The sequence below is a fragment of the Bradyrhizobium sp. AZCC 2262 genome (genome assembly GCF_036924535.1).
Classification (GTDB): domain Bacteria; phylum Pseudomonadota; class Alphaproteobacteria; order Rhizobiales; family Xanthobacteraceae; genus Bradyrhizobium.
This window is the reverse complement of the sequence record NZ_JAZHRT010000001.1, coordinates 5,066,753-5,086,553: the sequence shown is the minus strand read 5'-3', so window position 1 is coordinate 5,086,553 and position 19,801 is coordinate 5,066,753. Positions and strand designations below refer to the sequence as shown.

Sequence of the window (19,801 nt, the reverse complement as noted above, 5' to 3'; positions counted from 1 at the left end):
GACGATGAGCACGGGCACGACGGGGACTGCAGGCACATTCACTTTCAAGCCGGTATTGTGGACGCCGGGCGACTGGAACGCTTTCTTCGGTTTCGGCACCAACATCCTGGTCAACATGCTGGTGCTGACCGGCCTGTTGCGCTTCGTGCTGAAGATGCCTGATTCACTTGTGTTCGGCCGCATCCTGCCGGCGCTCGGCCTGATGATGTGCCTCTCGACGTTCTATTACGCCTGGCTCGCCTACAAGTTGGCGCAGAAGACCGGCCGCAGTGACGTCTGCGCGCTGCCGTCTGGCGTCAGCGTGCCGCATATGTTCATCGTCACCTTCGTGATCATGCTGCCGATTACGCTCAAGACCGGCGATCCCATCAAAGGCTGGTCGGCCGGCCTGGTCTGGGTGTTCTTCCAGAGTTTTATCCTGATGATCGGCGGCTTCATCGCGCCTTACATCCGGAAGATCACCCCGCGCGCGGCGTTGCTCGGCACGCTGGCCGGCGTCTCCGTCACCTTCATCTCGATGCGTCCGGCGTTAGAGATGTACATGACGCCACAGATCGGGCTGGTGTGCTTCGCCATCATTCTGGTGAGCTGGTTCGGCGGCGTGAAATATTGGAAGGGCATGCCGGCCGGCCTCGTCGCCATTGCGGTGGGCATGATCATCGCCTGGGGATCGAACCTGTTCGGCCTCGGGCTCGGCGGCCTGAGCCTGAAGGGCGTCGGCGATGCCTTTGCGAATTTCGGCTTCTCGGTCCCGTTGCCGGCCGTTGGTCACGTCTTCTCCGGCTTCGAATTCCTCGGCATCATTCTGGTCACGGCAATTCCGTTCGGCATCTATGACCTCGTCGAGGCCATGGATAATGTCGAAAGCGCGGAAGCGGCCGGCGACGAATATCCGACCACGCGGGTGCTGACGGCCGATGGCGTCGTCAGCCTGATCGGCTGCCTGATGGGCAATCCCTTCATCAACGCCGTCTATATCGGCCATCCCGGCTGGAAGGCGATGGGCGGGAGGATCGGCTATTCCGCCGCGACCGGAATCATAGTGGTGCTGCTAAGCTGGTTCGGAATCATCTCGGTCTTGCTGGCGCTGGTGCCCGTGGTCGCGATCTCGCCGATCCTGCTCTATATCGGCATGCTGATCGGCGCGCAGGCGTTCCAGACCACGCCCGTCAAGCATGCGCCCGCGATCGTGCTGGCGCTGACGCCGCATCTGGCGGCCTGGGCTAAGTTGCAGATCGACACCATGTTGGCCTCGACCATGATGGCCGCGCAGACGGTAGGCGGACTTGCGGCCGACAAGGTCGACGCGGTCAAGATCGCTGCGATCGCGTCATTGCCGCAGCAAGGCGTGATCTATCACGGCCTCGAAGTGATGGGCGGCGGCTCGATCCTCGCCGGCCTCGTGCTGGGTGCGATCGGCGTGTTCGTGATCGAGCGCGATTTCCTCAAGGCTTCGGCCTTCGCGCTGGCCGGCGCCGTCATGACCTATTTCGGCTTCATGCACGGTGAAGCCGTCGGCATCGGCGGCGGTCTCGGCGTCACGCCGGGCGTCGCGCTGGCTTACCTCGTGATGTCGGGCGGCCTGTACGCCTTGGCGAGGACGAGTCCAGGCGAGAGCTACAGTTCGCATTCGGACATGCCGGTTGCGGCACCGGCAGAGTAGGAGGCTTATCCGCCCTTGACTGCACCAGCGGTCAACCCGGCAACGATCTGCCGCTGCGCCAATACCGTCAGCAGCAGCACCGGGAACGTCACGATCAGCGCGGCCGCCGCCAGCGGTCCCCAGCTCAACTGGTCGAACGAGATCATGTTGTAGACCGCGACGGGAAGCGTGCGCGTTTCCCGTCCGGCCAGCACGATGCCGAACACAAAGTTGTTCCAGGAGAAGATCACCGCGAGGATGAAGGCGACCGCCAGTCCCGGCCGCGCGATCGGCAACGCCACATGGCGAAACACCTGCCAGCGCGTGGCGCCGTCGATCAGGGCGGCCTCTTCGAGCTCGAGCGGCGTGGTCTCGAAATAGCCGATCATGATCCAGATCACGATCGGCACCGTCACCACCAGATGGATGATGATCTGCGGCACCAGCGTGCCGAGCAATCCGAGCCACTGAAACAGCAGGAACAGCGGAATGAGATAGGACAATCCCGGCGTGATGCGGGCGATCAGGATCACGATCGCGGATTTGTGCGCCGCCATGCGCGCGATCCCATAGCCGGCGGGCACGCCGACCAGCATCGCGAGCCCGGTGGCGCTGCCCGTCACGATCAGGCTGTTGACGAAGTAGGTCAGGAAGCGGTTCGACGCCAGCACATCGGCGTAGTTTTTCCAGGCAATGCGCTCGGGGAAGAAGACCGGCGGATAGGCGGCGTTGTCGACCTCGAATTTTAGCGACAGCGAGGCCATCCAGAGGAAGAACAGGATGGCTGGCGATACGATGACGAGCACTGCGAACCAGAGCCCGATCTTGCCGAGGATCTGACGCAGGCTCATGCGCCACCGCCGATCTCGGTCCACAGGGTGCGCTGGCGCAAGTGTAGCATCATGGCCGCCATCGCAACGATGAGCAGGAAGAACACCACCGCGATCGCCGAACCATAGCCGAGGTCGTAATAGATGAAGGCGACGCTGTAGAGATAGAGATTGATGGTCTCCGACGCCGAGCCGGGCCCTCCTTGCGTGATCGCAAAGATGATATCGAAGCTCTTTACCGCGTCGATCATGCGGATCATCCCGGCGATGAACAGGAACGGCGTGATCAGCGGCAGGGTGATGTAGCGGAACATCTGCCAGACGCCGGCGCCGTCGATTTGCGCGCTTTCGTAAGGTTCGGTCGGGATCGCGGCCAGGCCACCGAGCACGATCAGCATCACCAGCGGCGTCCATTGCCAGGTCTCGACCAGTACCAGCGACGGGATAACCGTCCCCGGGTGAAACACCCAGAGCTGAGGCGCCAGGCCGACCAGCGAGAGCAGGTAATTGAGCACGCCGAGCTGTGGATGAAACATCATGGTCCACACCAGCGCGATCGCCACGGGCGTCGCCATCATCGGCATGATGAAGATCCCGCGCAGGAAGCCACGCCCGGGGAATTTGGCGTGAAACACCACGGCGGCGAACGTGCCGAAGATCAGCGGCAGCAACACGGAGAGGACGGTGTAAAGGATGGTGTGTCCGACCGCCTCGACGAAGCGGGGATCGCTCGGCAGCCGCACGTAATTGGCGAGCCCGACAAAGGTGGTCGGCGAGCCGACCTTCCACTGGTTGAGGCTCATCCAGATCGTGAACAGCCATGGAAACACGATCACGGCCAGCACGACGACCAGCGCCGGCACCACGAAGGGCCAGTAGGACGGTGGCCGCCATTCACGCTCCGGCGCGGCTTCCGCCGCGGCCGGAGTAGTCTGTGTCACAGCACTCACGCTTTTTCGCTGCGCTCCAGGATCGGCCGGAACTGCTCGTGGGCCTTCTTCAATTCGGCGGCCGGATCGGCGCCTGCGAGGGTCGAGGTGATGGCCGCGCCGACGAGGTCGCGGAATTCCGCAACCGGAATGATAACAGGCAGGCCGAGCTTGCTGATCTTGGCGGAATCAATCACCGACTTCAGCCACTCCGGCGGCATCTTCACGCCCTTCTGAATTTCGGGATCGTTGAGGATCGAGTTGCGGAACGGCACGCCGCCGCCAGCCTGCAACAGCCGCGCACCTTGCGTCTTCGAGACCGCCCACTGGCACAGCAGATAGGCAGCTTCCTTGTTCTTGCTGGCCGCCGCAATGCCGAGGCCGTCGCCATAGGTCGCCGAATATTGTCCCTTCGGCCCCGCGGGCACGACGGTGTAGCCGACCTTGCCGACGATGCGCGAGGCGGCCGGGTCTTCCAGCGGCGGCGCCCAGCCGACGCCGTCGATCCACATCGCCGAGCGGCCTTGCGTGAACGACGCCATCGACTCCATCCAGTTGAAGCCGGCGACGCCGGGAGGCGCAACCTTGGTCAGCAGCGTCTGATAGAGCTTGGTGGCCTCGATCGCCTCGGGGCCATCGGTCAGGATGCCGCCCTTGCTGTCCAGGAATTCGCCGCCGTAATTGAGGAAGAAGTTGGTCCACAGCGTCATGTTGGCGTTGCGCAAGCCGCGCCCGACGAAACCGAACGTACCTTCCTTGGCGTCGGTGAGTTTTTCGGCCGCCGCGACCATCTCGTCAAAGGTCTTGGGAACGGCGACGCCTTTCTTCTGGAACATCTCCTTGTTGTAATAGAGGATGAAGTAATCGACCGACCACGGCAGCGACAGCATCTGCCCCTTGTCGTTCTTGGCGTATTGCAGGCCCGCGGCCGAGAAGTCGTTCTCGACGAGGTCGGGTGCGGTGAGGTTCGGGTCCTTCATGTAACCGGACATGTCGGCAAGCCAGCCGCCTTTTTCGAACTGCCGCTTCTGCACGTGATAGCTCAGATGAATGACGTCGAAACTCGGCTTGCCCGAAGCGAGTTCGATCACGGCCTTCTGGCGCTGTTGCTGCTCGGGGATCTGCTCGGATTCGACCTGGATGCCCGTGAGTTCGGTGAATTCCTTGATGTACTTCTGCAGATTGTCGCCGCGCGGGCCCTTGGCGAGAATCACCTCGAGCTTGGTGCCGGCATATTTCTTCCATTGCACCTCTGCGCGCGCGGGAAAGCCGGTGAGGCCGAGCGCACCGGCGGCGGCCGTGCCAGCCAGAAGTGTGCGGCGCGAGATCGGATGATTTTTCATTGTTGTTACTCTCCCTGGAGATCGGCTTGTTTTGCGCGAATTCTAGCGCCCGGCCGCGGTCTGCATAGCCCTATTGTAGGGTATTTTGGCGCGAGGGCCGCCGCGAATGACCCGAGGGCGAACGCAGGATTGACAGTTTACGAACCAGTCCAAACGGGTTTAGCGTCGCCCAACTTCTAAAGTCTGCATCATCGACTGCGGCCAGACTGCAGCGAGCGAAGACAGACTGGCTTTCCGGGGGGTAGCGACCATGCCTGAACTTTCGCGCCGCCAGTACTTGAAACAACTCGGTGCGCTGGCTGGGACCGCTGCGATGTCCAGTCTGTCTGCGCCCGCATTCGCTGCCGATGCCGAAATTCCTCCGCAAGGAATCGGGAAGGGCATCAAGCACATTTCCTACAGCGACATCGGCGGACGGCCCGACAGCGTACAGGTGATGGTCAACAAGAAGCACGTTTACGTCGGGCACATGTTCAGCGACGGCGTCACCATTCTGGATGCGTCGGACCCACGCAACCTGAAGCCCACAGGCTTCTTCACCGCGGGCCAGTACACGCGTACCCATCACCTGCAGGTTTCGGACGATCTGATGCTGCTTGCCAACGGCGCCAACATCGTGGCGATGCAATCCTATGACAGCATGCGCGGCTACTTCGAGAACAACCTGGCCGACAGCATCACCTACCGCAAGAAATTCCGGTCCGGCCTGTCGATCCACGACATCTCCAGGCCAAACGAGATGCGCGAAATTGCATTCCTCGAAATGCCTGGCTTCGGGATCAACCGCCTGTGGTGGCCGGGAGGACGCTACGCCTATGTCTCGGCGCATTTCGACGGCTTCACCGACCACATCCTGTGCATCGTCGACCTGCAGAACACGGCCAAGCCGGAGATCGTCTCCAGATGGTGGCTGCCCGGCATGAACCGCGCCGCCGCCGAGCCTGACTTGCCCAAAGGCAAGCGCGTCGCCCTGCATCACATGATCACCGCCGGTAACCGCGGCTATGCGGCGTGGCGCGATGGCGGCTTCACTATCCACGACATCAGCGATCCCGCAAAGCCCACACTGATTTCGCGCATCAACTGGTCGCCGCCTTTCCCCGGGGGAACGCATACGCCTCTGCCATTGCCCAAGCGGGGATTAGCCGTCGTGGCCGACGAGGCGAATGCCGAAAAATGCGCCAAGGGCTTGTTCTACACGTTCATTGTCGACGTCCGCGCTCCCGAAAATCCGGTGCCGATATCGACGCTGCCGACACCACGCGAACGCGATTTCTGCAGCATCGGGACGTTCGGGCCGCACAATTTGCACGAAAACCGGCCCGGCTCGTTCCAAAGTGAAGAGACGGTGTTCGCTACCTACAATACGGCTGGGGTGCGGGTGTTCGACATCAGGGATGCCTTCGTGCCGAAGGAGATTGCCTATTGGGTGCCGCCGGTGCCCGGCAAGCTGGTGGATCCGCGGCCTAACATTTCTCTGGCCGCAAAGACCTGCGACACCTACGTCACCCCGGAGGGGTTGATGTATGTCAGCGACTGGAACGCCGGCATGCATGTGCTGCAATACGAAGGCTAAGCCTGATCCGCATCGTCAGTCGATGGCCTGCTCGTTGCCTAGGGAAGCATTGCACGCCTATGCTTTCACGAAGGCGAGCAGGGTGCCGTTGCCGGCGGCGGGCGGCACCACAACGCCGCTAGCGCCCTTCACACCGGTCGCGCCCAGCGCCTTTTCCGCCGCTGCGACGTCGGCCACGATCACGAGCCCCGCGCCGCCGCGTTCGGGCAGGCCGGCCAGCGACACGCCGGGATAGCGCTTGCCGAGTTGATCTTTGGTCAGGAATACGAAATCGGCGCGATCCCCACCAGAGGGCACCGCGATCGCGCCATCGGAATCGTTGCGCACGTCACGATCGATCAGCTTGGACATATGCGCGGCTTCCTTGGCCGGCTCCGGCGCGACGATCAGCACCTGCTTCAGGCGCTTGGCGCCGTTGGCATGCTTCATCAGTTCGGGAATCCATACCGTCTCGCGCGTCTTGTGCTGGCAGGCGAAGATGCGCACGCCGCCCGGCGCTTCCACCGTCGGCCATTGAAAGGTCCGGAACCTGGCTGCGGCTTCGGTCCCGTCAGGCATCGTCACCGGCCGCTCGAAATCGGTGGGGCCAACGGGGACATAACCTCGCGCGAGAATTTCTTCCGCGCCCCGCGCCGAGTCCACGGCGGTGAAAGCGATACGCTCGATACCTTCACCGCTTTTTTCAAGGAATGCCCGCGCCGGCTCATTATGCTCCGTCGGCCTGAGCACGCCGAGCAATTCCATATAGTCGGGATCGAACATGATGGTGTAATTGCCCGATCCCATATGCGCGCTGTGGGTGCCGCGCGGTGACACGGTGAAGCCCAGCCGCTTGTAGTTTTCGGCCGCCTTGTCGAGATCCTTCACCATGACCACGGCGTGATCGATTCCGATGACGTTTTTGAGTACCACTCTGTTATTTCCTCAGGGCTGGTTAGCGGGCTAAACTAAGCAGAACGGTCAGTTGCCTGCAAGAAAGGATACCGATGAATATGAGTAACGTCCGCTGGCCCAATTCGCTGTGGGCGGCCGTGACCCCATCAGGGCCTGATCTGCCCGAACTGACCGGCACGCAGCAGGCGGACGTGATCGTGATCGGCGGCGGCTTCACCGGCCTTTCCACCGCGCTGCATCTGCGCGAAGCGGGCGTCGATGTCGCGATCATCGAGGCCGCCGAGCCGGGGTGGGGCGCCTCCGGGCGCAACAACGGGCAGGTGATTCCGACGCTGTCGCGGCCCGATCCGGAGGACATTCTTGCGAAGCACGGCGAGGCGGGAGAACGTTTTGTCGGCATGCTGCGCGATAGCGCGTCTTATCTCTTCGACGTGACAAGGCGCTACAACATCGACGCCGAAGGGGAACAGGCCGGATGGGTTCAGCCCGTGCATTCTCCCCGCCGCATCAAGATAGCGGAGCGGCGGGTTCGGCAATGGTCAAAGTTCGGCGCGCCGGTCGAGTTGCTGTCGCGCGAGCAGACGCGGGACATGCTGGGCTCGGATGCATGGTTCGGCGGATTCTGGAACAGGACCGGCGGCCACATCAATCCACTGGCGCTGGCCCGCGGCCTCGCGCGCACCGTGCTCGGTCTCGGCGCGCGCATCTACGCGCGCTCTCCGGCGGAAAGCTTTGAGCGCCGCAACGACCGCTGGGTGGTGAAGACGGCGAAGGGCGAAATCTCCGGCCGCGCGCTGGTGGTGGCGACCAATGCCTATAGCAGCGAATTCTCCAAATCGCTGGCGCCTGATATCGCGCGCGAAGTGATGCCGGTGCTGTCCTGGCAGATGGCGACGCAGCCGCTGTCGGACAACGTCCGCAAGACCATCATCCCGGGACGGCAGGCGATGTCGGACACCCATGGCGAGCTTTATTTCGCGCGCTATGACGCGCGAAATCGTCTCGTCACTGGTGGCGCGGTGATCGGTCCCGGCAACAAGGTGGAGCGGATCAAGGCGCGCGTCACCGAGCGCCTGCAGCGGCTGTGGCCGCAAATCGGCGAGGTCTCGTTCGATTATGTCTGGAACGGTTATGTCGGCATGACCACGGATTTCCTGCCGCGCATCCACAGGCTCGGGCCCAATGCCTATGGCTGGACCGGCTGCAACGGCCGCGCGGTGGCGCTGACGATCCCGCTCGGCAATGAACTCGCCAAGGCCGTTCGCGGCGTGCCGGAAAACGAGCTGGCGCTGCCGTTCACCGAGCCGGTGCCCATTGTCGCCCACAGCATCCTGCGCAAACTGGCCCCGCTGATGCTGCTGGTCTACCGCCGCCGAGATGCGAGAGAGATAGTGTGATGCGAGCGGGGAGGTGCCGCTTCTCCCTCGCCCCGCTCTTCGCGGGGAGAGGGAGTCGATGCCGCTACACTGCTTCCGTATCATGCTCCCGCGCAAACGCGCCACCGGGAATCGAGTCGAGCAGCGCTCGCGTGTAAGCGTGCTGCGGATTGCCGAACACTTCGCCCGCCAGCCCATGTTCGACCACTTCACCGTCCTTCATCACCGCAACGAGATCGCAGATTTGCGCCGCAACCCTGAGATCATGCGTAATAAACACGATGGAAAGCCCGAGCCGAGCGCGCAATTCGGCAAGCAGTTTCAGCACCAGCGCCTGCACGGAAACATCCAGCGCCGATACCGGCTCGTCGGCGACGAGCACGTCCGGCTTCAGCGCCAGCGCGCGGGCCAGCCCGATGCGCTGCCGCTGGCCGCCGGAGAATTCATGCGGAAAACGGTCGGCGGAGGAAGGATCAAGCCCGACCAGCGAAAACAGTACCTTCGCGTCCGCAATGGCCTGGGCGCGCGGCGTGCCGTGCACGATCGGCCCCTGCGCCACCAGCTCAGCCGCCTTGCGGCGCGGATTGAGGGAAGCGAACGGATCCTGAAACACCACCTGGATATGCCGCGTCTCGCGGCGGACGTTTTCATGCGTCATCGTCGCCCAGTCGTTGCCATCGAGCACGATGGAGCCTGTGTCCGGATCGATCAGCCGCACGATGCAGCGCGCCAGCGTCGATTTGCCGGAGCCGGATTCGCCGACGATGCCGAGCGTTGCGCCGCGCGGCAGGTTGAGCGACACGTTCCTGACGGCCGGCGTCACGCGGGCTCCGCGCCCCAGAAAGCCGCCGGTGCGGTAGGTTTTCGATAAATCTGTGATCGTCAGGATGTTGTCGGCGGCCAGCGCGCGCGGTGGCGGCGCTTTCAGCGGCGGCACGGCGGCGATGAGCTGTTTTGTGTAGGCATGCTGCGGCGTGTTCAGCACGTCAGAGGCCGTGCCCTGTTCGACGATGACGCCGTGCTGCATCACCACCACGCAGTCGGCAATCTCGGCGACCACGCCGAAATCATGGGTAATGAACATGACCGCGGTCTTGCGACGCTGCTGCAGGTCGCGGATCAGTTTTAGAATTTGCGCCTGGGTGGTGACGTCGAGCGCGGTCGTCGGCTCGTCCGCGATCAGCAGTTTTGGATCGAGCGCCAGCGCCATCGCGATCATCGCGCGCTGCCGTTGACCGCCCGACAGCTCATGCGGATAGGCCTTTGCCGCGACCTTGGGGTCGGGAATGCGGACGTCGGCGAGCAGGGCCAGCACCTTCGCGCTGATCTCGGCCTTCGACAGTTCGGTGTGGATCGAGAACATTTCCGCGATCTGGTCGCCGATGGTGCGCAGCGGATTGAGCGCCGTCATCGGCTCCTGAAAAATCATCGCAATGCCGGCGCCGCGCACCTCACGCATTTCGGCAAATGTCGCTGCGCAGAGATCGCGGCCCTCGAACATGATCCGGCCGTCGTCGATCGTCACCTCGTTGGGCAACAGCCGCATGACGGCGTTGGCCATCATCGACTTGCCGGAGCCGGATTCGCCGACCACGCAGAGGATTTCGTTCGACGCGATCTCCAGCGAGACATCCCTGAGCGCATGTGTCCGGTCCGCGCCGCGGGGCAGGCGGACACTCAAGCGATCAAGTGAGAGGATGGTCTCCGTCGCGCTCATCGGCCCTTGAGCCTCGGATTGAGCGCGTCGTTGAGGCCCTGGCCGACCAGCGACACCGCGAGCACGGTGACGAGGATGGCAATCCCCGGGATCGCCGAGACATACCACTGCACGCGCAGCACGTCGCGGCCCAGCCCAATCAGATTGCCCCACGACGCCACGTTGGGATCGGACAGTCGCAGGAACGCGAGCGCGCTTTCCAGCAGGATCGCGACCGCCATCACGACGCTGGCATAGACAATCACCGGCGGCAGCGCGTTGGGCAGGATCTCGCCAAAGATGAGCTGGATATTCTTCATGCCGAGCGTCCGCCCGGCCTGAACGAATTCGCGGTTGCGCAATGACAGAAACTCGGCGCGGGTCAGCCGCGCCGGCGCCGGCCATGACACCACGCCGACCGCGATGGTGACGGTGGTCAGCGTCGAGCCGAACACCGCGACCAGCACCAGCAGCAGCACGAAATTCGGCAGCGTCTGGAACGCCTCGGTGATCCGCATCAAGACATTGTCGACCCAGCCGCCGTAATAGCCGGCAAAGGCGCCGACGAGGATGCCGATCAGGATGGCAATCGCAGTCGCCACACCGCCGATCAAGAGCGATATCCGTGCGCCATAGAAGATCTGGGCGGCGATATCGCGTCCCGAATTGTCGGTGCCGAGCAGGAAGCGCGGATTGGAGAACGGCCAGATCAGCGGACGGCCGGCCAGCGCCAGCGGATCGCGCGGATAAAGCCAGCCGGCGGAGATCGCCATTGCGATCACGACGAGCAGCAGGATCAGGCCGGCGATGGCGGCGGGGCTTCGGAAATAGCGTTTGATCGCGTCCATCGCGCTAACCCGCCGTGATGCGGGGATCGAGCCGCGCATAAATCAGGTCGACGACGAAATTGACTGATATCACCAGCAGCGCCGAGACGAACACGATTCCGAGCAGCGTATTCAGGTCGCGCTGCACCACCGATTCATAGGCAAGCCGTCCGAGGCCCGGCAGCGAGAACACGCTTTCGACCACCACCGATCCACCCAGCATGGTGCCGGCCTGCAGCCCGATCAGCGTCACCATCGGCAACAGCGCATTGCGCAGCACGTGCCGTGTCACCACGCGGGTCTCGTCGAGGCCCTTTGCGCGCGCGGTCCTGACGTAATCGAGATTGAGCACTTCCAGCATCGAGGCGCGCATGATGCGCAAGTAGATCGCGAGGAAGATCAGCCCAAGCGTCAGCGTCGGCAGCACCAGGTGGCTCGCAATATCGAACACACGCCAGATGCCGGTTCGCACGGTGCCGATGTCCTCGAACCCGCCGGGCGGCAGCCATTGCAGGTAGACGGAGAACACGACAATGGCCATCAGGCCGAACCAGAACGAAGGCGTCGCATAGAAGATCAGGCCGAGTGTGGAGATCAGCGTGTCCGGCCAGCGGTTGACGCCGCGGGCGGCAATCACGCCGAATACGAGCCCGAAGAAGAAGGCGAACGACAGCGAGGCGGTCATCAAAAGGATCGTCGGCGGCAGCCGCTCCAGAATGACCGACGCCACCGGCTTGCCGTAGATCGAGGAGAAGCCGAGATCGAGCCGCACCAGCCGCCAGAGATAATTGCCGAGCTGCGCCGGGATCGAGAGGTCGAGCCCGTAGAATTTTCGCAGCTCCCTGGCTGTCGCGGCATCGCCGCCGCCCATTTGCGCCATCATGGCGTCAACGGTGTCGCCCGGCGCGAACTGCAGCAGCAGGAACACGCCGATCAGGATCAGCACAAGGGTCGGGATCGAGGCGGCAAGCCGCCGCCCCGCAAGGGCCAGGATGCGCATGCGCCTATTCTGGCGGAGATAACGTCACGCGGAAAGCCAAAGATCGTGCCAACTTGTCGAGCCCCACCGCGGGGTATTGGAATGGTTGCGCGCCTTCGCCGTGATGACGGTGACGAAGATCTGCTCGATCGGCATCCAGACCGGCAGCTCCGTATTCACTTCCTTGACGAACTGGGCATAGAGCGCCTTGCGCTTGGCCGGATCGACTTCGGTCGCGGCATCATCGATGGTCTTGTCGACCGCCTTGTCTTCCCAGCCCCACTGGTTGGTCCAGGGCGCGCCCTTGGGCTGGCCGGAGCGATACCACACCGTGGTCGAGACGGCGGGATCGTTGCGGTACTGGTGCCAGCCGGTGGCGAGATCGAAGGCGTGTTCGTCATAGACCTGCTTGAGGAAGCCACCGCCGTCGTTGCGCACGATATCGATGGGGATGCCGATTTCACCCAGTGACTGCTGGATGAAGGTCGACCACAGCGAGATGTCCTCGCCCCAGGGCGCGGGCAGCAGCTTGAGCGAGAACCGCGTGCCGCCGCGGCCTGCCTTGAAACCGGCTTCGTCGAGCAGGGCCGCGGCCTTGGCCTTGTCGTAAGGATATTGCGGCGTGTTCGGTCCGGGGTAGAAATCGGTCGAGGTCGAGGGGATCGGCCCGGTGCCGAGCTTGGCGAAATCGCCGAGGAAATTGTCGATGAAGAACGGCACGTTGATCGCATGCGCGATCGCGCGGCGAACCTTGATGTCGGACAGCTCCTTGCGGCGGAAGTTGAACTCGATCGTGTTGGTGCGCGCGTTGCCTTCATTGCCCTTGGTCGAGACGATGAAGCGCTTGTCCTTGCCGAGCCGCGCCATGTCGGAAATGGTCAGGCCGGAGAACGGGCTGTAATGCAGCTCGCCGGCCTCCATCTGCGCCGCGGCGGCGGCACGATCGGTGATCACGCGCCAGACGATGCGGTCGAGATAGGGCGCGTTGGGCCGCCAGTAATTCTCGTTGCGGTCGGCGATGACATATTGTCCGCGTTCATATTTGACGAACTTGAACGGGCCGGTACCGACGGGGGCGAGGTTGGTTGGGTTCTGCCTGATGTCGCCGCCCTCATAGAGGTGCTTGGCCGAGATGTAGCCGAGGTCGGGCAGGGCGCGCAGCAGCAGGTTCAGCGGCATCGGCCGCTCGTATTTGAAGATCGCGGTCTCTGCGTCCGGCGTCTCGACGGCGGTCAGGAACAGCTGCAACGTCGATCCGTAATTGAGGATCTTCTTCCACATGTTCATCGCGGTGAATTCGACGTCGGCCGAGGTGAACGGCTTGCCGTCGTGCCAGGTGACGCCCTTGCGCAGCTTGAACGTCACGGTCTTGCCGTCGGGCGAGGCTTCCCAGCTTTCGGCGAGCACGCCGACCGGCTGGCCGTTGGCGTCGAGATCGACCAGGTTTTCCTGGATCTTGCCGCCGATGATGTACACGCCGGTGGAAGCCTGGATGCTCGGATTGAGCTGGCGCTGCTCGGCGCCGTAATGGACGTTGAACACGCCGCCTTTGCGCGGCGTTTCCTGCGCGAAGGCCCGCATCGGATTGATCACGTTGGCCGCGATGGCCGCCGACGTCAGCAGGGCGGTGCGGCGATTGATCTCAAGGCGCGTCAAATCCATGCGAAGTCTCCGAACGAATATTGATGGCGGACCGTTCACGCGTCCGCCTTGAAGATGAATGTACGATGGAAGGGGAACGCGAGTCATTTTCTAATCGCGACGTGAAGCGGAAAATCCTTCCTGAAAACAACGTGCTCACCGGCCAGTCGGTCTGCTCATTTTTCGCAAAGCCAGGCGGAAAACCCTGGCTCGCCACGATAGCGGCGAAGCCCGGGGCGCAGTCTAAGATTGTACTAAAGGTGCCTGATAGCCCCTAAAAATAGGGTTCGGAGGTCCCCGAAGGCCTAAAAACCAGCCAAAATTGGACGAATCAGTTCAACTCGACTAGCGAGATAGTTGTGCAGAATGTCGGAAACCCTGTTTTTTAGGCGGTTTCCGCCATATCGTCGCCTGTGCCAGAATCAATGGAGCAACCATGGCCACCCAAATGTCTAAGTCGCAGTTGATCGAGAAGATCTCGACCACCACCGAAGTCTCGAAGAAGGAAGTCAAGGGCGTGATGGAAGCGCTCGTTGACGTTGGCCACAAGGAGCTGAAGAAGAACGGGGTGTTCCTCGTCCCCGGCTTCGCGAAGTTCGTCGTGGTCAAGAAGCCTGCGACCAAAGCTCGGAAGGGCACCAACCCCTTCACGGGCGAGGAAATGATGTTCAAGGCCAAGCCGGCTCGCAAGATCGTCCGGGCCCGCCCGGTCAAGGCCGCCAAGGACGCGGTTTAAGAATCTCTCCCTCTCCCCGTTCTTCACGGGGAGAGGGTTGGGGTGAGGGGCTGCCTCCGCAAACTCTTTGAAAGAGGTGTTCGCGGAGAGTCCCCCTCAGCCGAAATTCAAGCTCCGGCTTGAATTTCGACCTCTCACCGCAGGCGGGGCGAGGCGATCTGAATGTGCTGCGCCCGTAACGCCAGATGCGCTACACCACCGGTGACCGCCCGCCATCGACATTGATGGCGGTGCCGGTGATGAACGATCCCTGCTCGGAGGCGAGGAAGCAGGCCAGGTTGGCGAATTCCTCCGCGGTGCCGATGCGCCCCAGCGGGGTGCCCTTGGCGAGGTTTTTCGCGAACACCTCGAAATCCGTGTCCGGCGCCTGCGTGGCGTGCCGCTTCACCCATTGATCGCTCATAATCAGGCCGACCAACATGGCATTGACCAGGATGTTGTGCTCGCCGCCTTCGCTGGCCATCACCTTGGTCAGCGCCATGCCGGCTGCCCGCGATACCGAGGTAGGCGCCGAGGATGCAGCCGGCGCCTTGGCGTAGGTATTGAGCACGTTGATGATGCGGCCCCATTTGCGCGCTTTCATGCCCGGCCAGACCAGCCGGCTGAAGCGGATCGCGGCAAACAGTTTGAGGTCGAGATCTTCCTGCCAGGCTTCATCGCTGATGTTCTCGAACGCCATCGTCCGCGCGGTGCCCGCGTTGTTGACGAGGATGTCAACCGGGCCGAGATCGGCTGTGACCTTGTCGTGCGCCTTGACAATGTCTGATGCCTTCGAGACGTCGCAGACATAGTCGCGAACCTCGAGGCCTTCCTTGGTGAGCAATTCCCGTGCGGCCTTGAGGTCGGCCGCCCCGCGCGCGAGAATCGCGACCTTGGCGCCGGAGGCGGCGAATTGCCTTGCAACGGCGAGCCCAATCCCCTTGCTGCCGCCGGTGACGACGGCGACTCTATCCTTCATCGTGACTTGCATGTTGTTCTGCCTGTGAATTGAGCGGGAACTGGTCGCACGAAAATCGTTCGACCGTCGGAAGGAAGGAACAGGGAGATAAACTCTCTGTCCGTTACAACATTCAAAATTCCATTTTATTGACGATCCCATTGTTGCCGCGCATCATCGTAGCGTCAACTTCGGCGGAACGAGAAGCAGGAATTCTCGTCGGGACTGAGTCCATTCAACAATTCACGGTGCCAGGCGGCAGCGCGCTTCTCGCGTTGCGCGAGCGTGGTCGCGTGCCTGCCGCAAAGGAGAAGTAGAATGTCGAAAGAAAAGCAGCCCGGCAGACCAGTGCTGGATCGGCGCGCGCTGTTGCGCTCCAGCGCGGCCGCAGCGGTGGCGGCGCCGCTCGGCGTTTTCGGCGCGCAGGCGCTTCCGTTTCGCGCTGCGACGCCAGCGATCGACTTCTCGGAATTTCCGATCTGCAGGGCGGCATCGAATGCGCCGCCGATCGCCGGCGCGCCGCGCAAACTGAAGCTTTCGTGGAACGCCGGCGCGGTCTGCCTCGCGCCGGTTCCGGTTGCCATCGACTACGGCTTCTTCCAGAAGCAAAACCTCGACGTCGAACTCATCAACTACAGTGGCTCGACCGATCAACTCCTGGAAGCGATCGCCACCGGCAAGAGCGACGCCGGGCTCGGGATGGCGCTGCGCTGGCTGAAGCCGCTGGAGCAGGGATTTGACGTCAAGATCGCGGCGGGTACCCATGGCGGTTGCATGCGCGTGCTGACGCGCACCAGCTCCGGTGTCGACAAGCTTACCGATCTCAAGGGCAAGATCGTCGCAGTCGGCGATCTCGCAGGGCCCGACAAGAACTTCTTCTCGATCCAGCTCGCCAAGCTCGGTATCGATCCCAATAAGGACGTCGATTGGCGAGCCTATCCCGGCAATCTTCTCAATCTCGCGGTCGAAAAGGGCGAGGTCCAGGCGTTCCTGGCATCCGATCCGCTCGCGCATCTCTGGCTGAAAGACAGCCAGTACAAGGAAGTTGCCTCAAATCTCGATGGCGAATACCGCGACAAAAGCTGCTGCATCCTTGGGCTGCGCGGCAGCCTGGTGCGCGACGAACCGCAGGTCGCGCGGGCCATCACACAAGCGCTGCTCGATGCCGCGATGTTCACCTCGCAGAACCCCGACAAGGCTGCGAAATCGTTCCAACCCTATGCGCCAAAGGCAGCGACGCTGGCCGATCTCGAAGCGATGGCGCGCTACCACACCCACCACCATCATCCCGTCGGCGACGTGCTGAAGCGCGAATTGAAGGGTTACGCCGACGATCTGAAGACGGTTTCGGTCTTCAAGCCCAGCACCGATACAGCCAAATTCGCGGAGAAGATCTATGTCGACGTATTCGGTGTCTGATGCGATTTCCGTCGAGGGCTCGCGCACATCCAGCTCTCGCGCGGAAGCGATCGGCGATTGGCTGAAGAGCTCCGGCATCGGGGTTGCTGCCGCCGTAGCCTGGATATCGTTCGGTTGGTCATGCCTGTGGTGGCAGGACCTTGGCGACTGGTCGCGGACATACGCGCTCGGTATTGCGGCACTTGTGGTCGCAGCAGTAGCGCTGTTTGGCACGCTGAGTGCCGACTTCCTTGGGCCCGCGGGGCCGGCCTTGCGCAGCCGTGCGCCGTGGCTTGTCGTGCTCGGCCTGTTCCTGACGGTGTGGGAACTCGCAACCGCAAAACTTGCCTGGCTGCCGTTGCCGTTCTTTCCGCCGCCTCAGGCCATCCTCGAAGTTTACACGGACGATCTGCCAAAGCTGCTCGACAGCGTTTTTGCGTCGGTGAAACTGCAACTCGGCGGTTATGTCATCGGCGCCACTGTTGGCTTCCTGACCGGTGTTTCGATCGGTTGGTCGCGAAGCGTTGGCTACTGGATTCATCCGGTTCTGCGCTTCATCGGCCCGCTGCCGGCAACGGCGTGGCTTCCGATTGCCTTCTTCACCTTTCCCTCGAGCTGGAGCGCCAGCACGTTCCTGATCGCGCTGGCGACCGGCTTCCCCGTGACGGTGCTCACCTGGTCGGGCGTCGCGAGCGTGAGCAACGCTTATTACGATGTCGCGCGCACCCTCGGCGCCAAGCCGTCGTTTCTCGTGCTCAAGGTCGCCATACCGGCGGCGCTGCCGCATGTGTTCGTCGGATTGTTCATGGGGCTCGGGTCGTCCTTCGCCGTGCTGGTCGTGGCGGAAATGATCGGCGTCAAGGCAGGGCTCGGCTGGTATCTGCAATGGGCGCAAGGCTGGGCAGCCTACGCCAACATGTATGCGGCGCTCATCGTGATGTCGCTGCTGTGCTCCGGCGCCATCACGCTCCTGTTCCGCACGCGCGATCGCTTGCTGGTCTGGCAGAAGGGGGTCGTCAAATGGTAACGCATTCTGCCGCCGAGGTGGTCGCATATCCTGCTGCCGGCGCCGAACTCGATATCGAACATGTCAGCCATGAATTCGATATCGATGGCGTCCCGCTGCCGGTCCTGGACGACGTCAGTCTCTCGATCGAGCCGGGCGAGTTCGTCGCTCTGCTCGGTCCTTCCGGTTGCGGCAAGTCGACATTGCTGCGGCTGGTCGCCGGACTGGAAATGCCGCGCAGCGGGGTGTTGCGCGAGGACGATGTCCGCATCAAGGGGCCGCACCCGTCGCGGGTCGTCGTGTTCCAGGATCCCACGCTGTTTCCATGGCGCTCGGTCTGGGACAATGTTGCGCTGGGTCTGGAGGCACAGGGCATCCTGAAAAGCCAGCGCCAGCGGGTCGATGCGGCGATCGATCTGGTCGGGCTTTCCGGCTTTCGCAACGCTTATCCGCATCAACTCTCGGGCGGTATGGCCCAGCGCGTTGCGCTCGCGCGCGCGCTGGTCAACGATCCAAAAATCCTCATCCTCGACGAGCCGCTTGGCAAGCTCGATTCGCTGACGCGGATCACGATGCAGGCCGAGATCGTCTCGCTGTGGCAGCGCAAGCGCTTTACGACGCTGCTCGTTACGCACGACGCCGAAGAGGCGTTGTTCCTCGCCAATCGCGTGATCGTGCTCAGTGACCGGCCGGCGCGCATCAAGGCTGACATCCTGGTGGAACGGCCTTATCCGCGCCATCGCGGCGATCCCTATCTCGCGGACCTGCGCAAGCAAATCCTCGGTTTGCTCGGACTGGACGCTACATGGTGACGGTATCGAACCACGTCGCGACGAGGGAGCCGCATCGGCGGGATGAGCCTGATCACGTCCGGCGCGCGACGCTGCTGGCCAAGGCGTTTGCGGAGCGGGCACCGGTCCACGACCGCGACGGCAGCTTCCCGTTCCGGAACTTTGAGGAATTGTCGGAGGCCGGCCTGCTGGCCCTGACGGTGCCGGCCGCCCTCGGCGGCGGGGGTGCAGGCGCCGCGGAGGCGGCGCGCATTCTCGGCATTATCGGTAAGGCCGATCCGTCGACCGCGCTGGTCTTGTCGATGCACTACATTCAGCACCTCGTGATGGCGCGCAGCACGCGCTGGCCCGCCGGCCTGTCCCGCAAGCTGGCCCGGGAGACGGTCGATGGCGTTGCCCTGGTCAACGCGCTTCGCGTCGAGCCCGAGCTCGGATCGCCGGCACGGGGAGGGCTGCCGGCGACGATCGTGCGGCGCACCGAAACCGGATGGCGGCTGAGTGGCCGCAAGATCTATTCGACGGGCGCACCGATCCTGAAATGGTACGCGGTCTGGGCCAGGACCGATGAGGCGGAAACGCGTGTCGGTCTGTTTCTGGTTCCAGCAGGCCTTCCGGGCACGCAAATCGTGGAGACCTGGGACCATCTCGGCCTGCGCGCCAGCGGCAGCCATGACGTCATCTTCGAAGACGTGGTCTTTCCGCTCGACCACGAGATCGACGTCCGCCGGCCGGACGATTGGCGAACGCCCGACTTCACCCAGGCGACCGTCGGCGCCATCTTCATCTCCGCAATCTACGACGGCGTCGCCCGCGCGGCCCGCGATTGGCTGGTCGGCTTTCTCAGGGAGCGCGTCCCGGCAAATCTCGGCGCACCGCTGTCGACTTTGCCGCGGGCGCAGGAAGTACTCGGCGGCATCGAAGCGCGGCTTGCGGTGAATGCGCGTCTGATCGGCAGTTTCGCCGATGGTTTCGACGACAATCTGCCGCTCAGCGCCACCGAGTCCAACATCGTCAAGATGACGGTGACGAACAACGCCGTCGCCGTGGTCGAGGACGCACTGTCGCTGGCGGGCAATCACGGCCTGTCGCGAACCAACCCGCTGCAGCGGCACTATCGCGACGTGCTCTGTGGGCGCGTCCATACCCCGCAGGACGATACCACCCGAATCTCGGCCGGCCGCGTCGCGCTCGACCTCTGAA

The 19,801-nt window shown here is 63.1% G+C and carries 17 protein-coding genes; 8 read left to right on the top strand and 9 right to left on the bottom strand.

Going from position 1 to position 19,801, the window contains the following annotated elements:
• Positions 1-4 precede the first annotated feature (4 nt).
• Positions 5-1,663, top strand: coding sequence for a regulator (locus V1283_RS24035; protein WP_334388970.1), 1,659 nt, complete (start codon positions 5-7; stop codon positions 1,661-1,663).
• Positions 1,664-1,668: 5 nt separating this feature from the next.
• Here the strand turns inward: V1283_RS24035 and V1283_RS24030 are convergent, their stop codons facing one another.
• Genes V1283_RS24030 through V1283_RS24020 form a run of 3 tightly spaced genes read right to left on the bottom strand, consistent with a single transcriptional unit; the run spans position 1,669 to position 4,744 of the window.
• Positions 1,669-2,493, bottom strand: a complete 825-nt coding sequence (locus V1283_RS24030; protein ID WP_334388969.1) for a carbohydrate ABC transporter permease — start codon at positions 2,491-2,493, stop codon at positions 1,669-1,671.
• Positions 2,490-3,422: a carbohydrate ABC transporter permease gene (locus V1283_RS24025; RefSeq protein WP_334388968.1), complete on the bottom strand. Its 933-nt coding sequence runs from the start codon at positions 3,420-3,422 to the stop codon at positions 2,490-2,492. The genes V1283_RS24030 and V1283_RS24025 overlap by 4 nt, the downstream gene beginning before the upstream one ends.
• Positions 3,419-4,744, bottom strand: coding sequence for an ABC transporter substrate-binding protein (locus V1283_RS24020; RefSeq protein ID WP_334388967.1), 1,326 nt, complete (start codon positions 4,742-4,744; stop codon positions 3,419-3,421). The genes V1283_RS24025 and V1283_RS24020 overlap by 4 nt, the downstream gene beginning before the upstream one ends.
• Before the next feature lie 250 nt (positions 4,745-4,994).
• On the opposite strand from V1283_RS24020, the gene V1283_RS24015 reads away from it, so the two are divergent.
• Entirely contained in the window at positions 4,995-6,320 is a 1,326-nt protein-coding gene (locus tag V1283_RS24015) for an LVIVD repeat-containing protein (RefSeq protein WP_334388966.1), read from the top strand.
• A 57-nt stretch (positions 6,321-6,377) separates the two neighbouring features.
• Here the strand turns inward: V1283_RS24015 and V1283_RS24010 are convergent, their stop codons facing one another.
• Positions 6,378-7,232 (bottom strand): VOC family protein, encoded by an 855-nt coding sequence (locus V1283_RS24010; protein WP_334388965.1) that lies wholly within the window; start codon positions 7,230-7,232, stop codon positions 6,378-6,380.
• 74 nt (positions 7,233-7,306) lie between these two features.
• Here V1283_RS24010 and V1283_RS24005 point away from each other — a divergent pair, with 74 nt between their 5' ends.
• Entirely contained in the window at positions 7,307-8,611 is a 1,305-nt protein-coding gene (locus V1283_RS24005; protein WP_334388964.1) for an NAD(P)/FAD-dependent oxidoreductase, read from the top strand.
• Positions 8,612-8,675: 64 nt separating this feature from the next.
• Here V1283_RS24005 and V1283_RS24000 read toward each other — a convergent pair whose 3' ends face one another.
• From V1283_RS24000 to V1283_RS23985, 4 genes are read right to left on the bottom strand one after another with little or no spacing between them, the layout of a single operon-like run.
• A complete protein-coding gene (locus V1283_RS24000; protein ID WP_334388963.1) occupies positions 8,676-10,307 on the bottom strand; it encodes an ABC transporter ATP-binding protein in 1,632 nt (543 codons plus the stop codon).
• A complete protein-coding gene (locus V1283_RS23995) occupies positions 10,304-11,134 on the bottom strand; it encodes an ABC transporter permease (protein ID WP_334388962.1) in 831 nt (276 codons plus the stop codon). Before V1283_RS23995 ends, V1283_RS24000 begins: the two co-directional genes overlap by 4 nt.
• Positions 11,135-11,138: 4 nt before the next feature.
• Complete coding sequence (locus V1283_RS23990; RefSeq protein WP_334388961.1) at positions 11,139-12,113, bottom strand: ABC transporter permease; 975 nt, start codon at positions 12,111-12,113, stop codon at positions 11,139-11,141.
• A 24-nt stretch (positions 12,114-12,137) separates the two neighbouring features.
• A complete protein-coding gene (locus tag V1283_RS23985; protein WP_334388959.1) occupies positions 12,138-13,754 on the bottom strand; it encodes an ABC transporter substrate-binding protein in 1,617 nt (538 codons plus the stop codon).
• A 415-nt stretch (positions 13,755-14,169) separates the two neighbouring features.
• Here V1283_RS23985 and V1283_RS23980 point away from each other — a divergent pair, with 415 nt between their 5' ends.
• The gene (locus tag V1283_RS23980) at positions 14,170-14,469 is read left to right on the top strand and encodes an HU family DNA-binding protein (RefSeq protein ID WP_334388958.1); all 300 of its coding nucleotides are present in this window, start codon (positions 14,170-14,172) and stop codon (positions 14,467-14,469) included.
• A gap of 190 nt (positions 14,470-14,659) precedes the next feature.
• On the opposite strand, the gene V1283_RS23975 is transcribed toward V1283_RS23980, so the two are convergent.
• Entirely contained in the window at positions 14,660-15,427 is a 768-nt protein-coding gene (locus V1283_RS23975) for an SDR family oxidoreductase (RefSeq protein WP_334388957.1), read from the bottom strand.
• A gap of 297 nt (positions 15,428-15,724) precedes the next feature.
• On the opposite strand from V1283_RS23975, the gene V1283_RS23970 reads away from it, so the two are divergent.
• From V1283_RS23970 to V1283_RS23955, 4 genes are read left to right on the top strand one after another with little or no spacing between them, the layout of a single operon-like run.
• Entirely contained in the window at positions 15,725-16,825 is a 1,101-nt protein-coding gene (locus V1283_RS23970) for an ABC transporter substrate-binding protein (protein ID WP_334388956.1), read from the top strand.
• Positions 16,803-17,831, top strand: a complete 1,029-nt coding sequence (locus V1283_RS23965; protein ID WP_334388955.1) for an ABC transporter permease — start codon at positions 16,803-16,805, stop codon at positions 17,829-17,831. Before V1283_RS23970 ends, V1283_RS23965 begins: the two co-directional genes overlap by 23 nt.
• Entirely contained in the window at positions 17,825-18,622 is a 798-nt protein-coding gene (locus tag V1283_RS23960) for an ABC transporter ATP-binding protein (RefSeq protein ID WP_334388954.1), read from the top strand. The genes V1283_RS23965 and V1283_RS23960 overlap by 7 nt, the downstream gene beginning before the upstream one ends.
• Positions 18,616-19,800, top strand: coding sequence for an acyl-CoA dehydrogenase family protein (locus V1283_RS23955; protein WP_334388953.1), 1,185 nt, complete (start codon positions 18,616-18,618; stop codon positions 19,798-19,800). Before V1283_RS23960 ends, V1283_RS23955 begins: the two co-directional genes overlap by 7 nt.
• The last annotated feature ends 1 nt before the right edge of the window (position 19,801 follow it).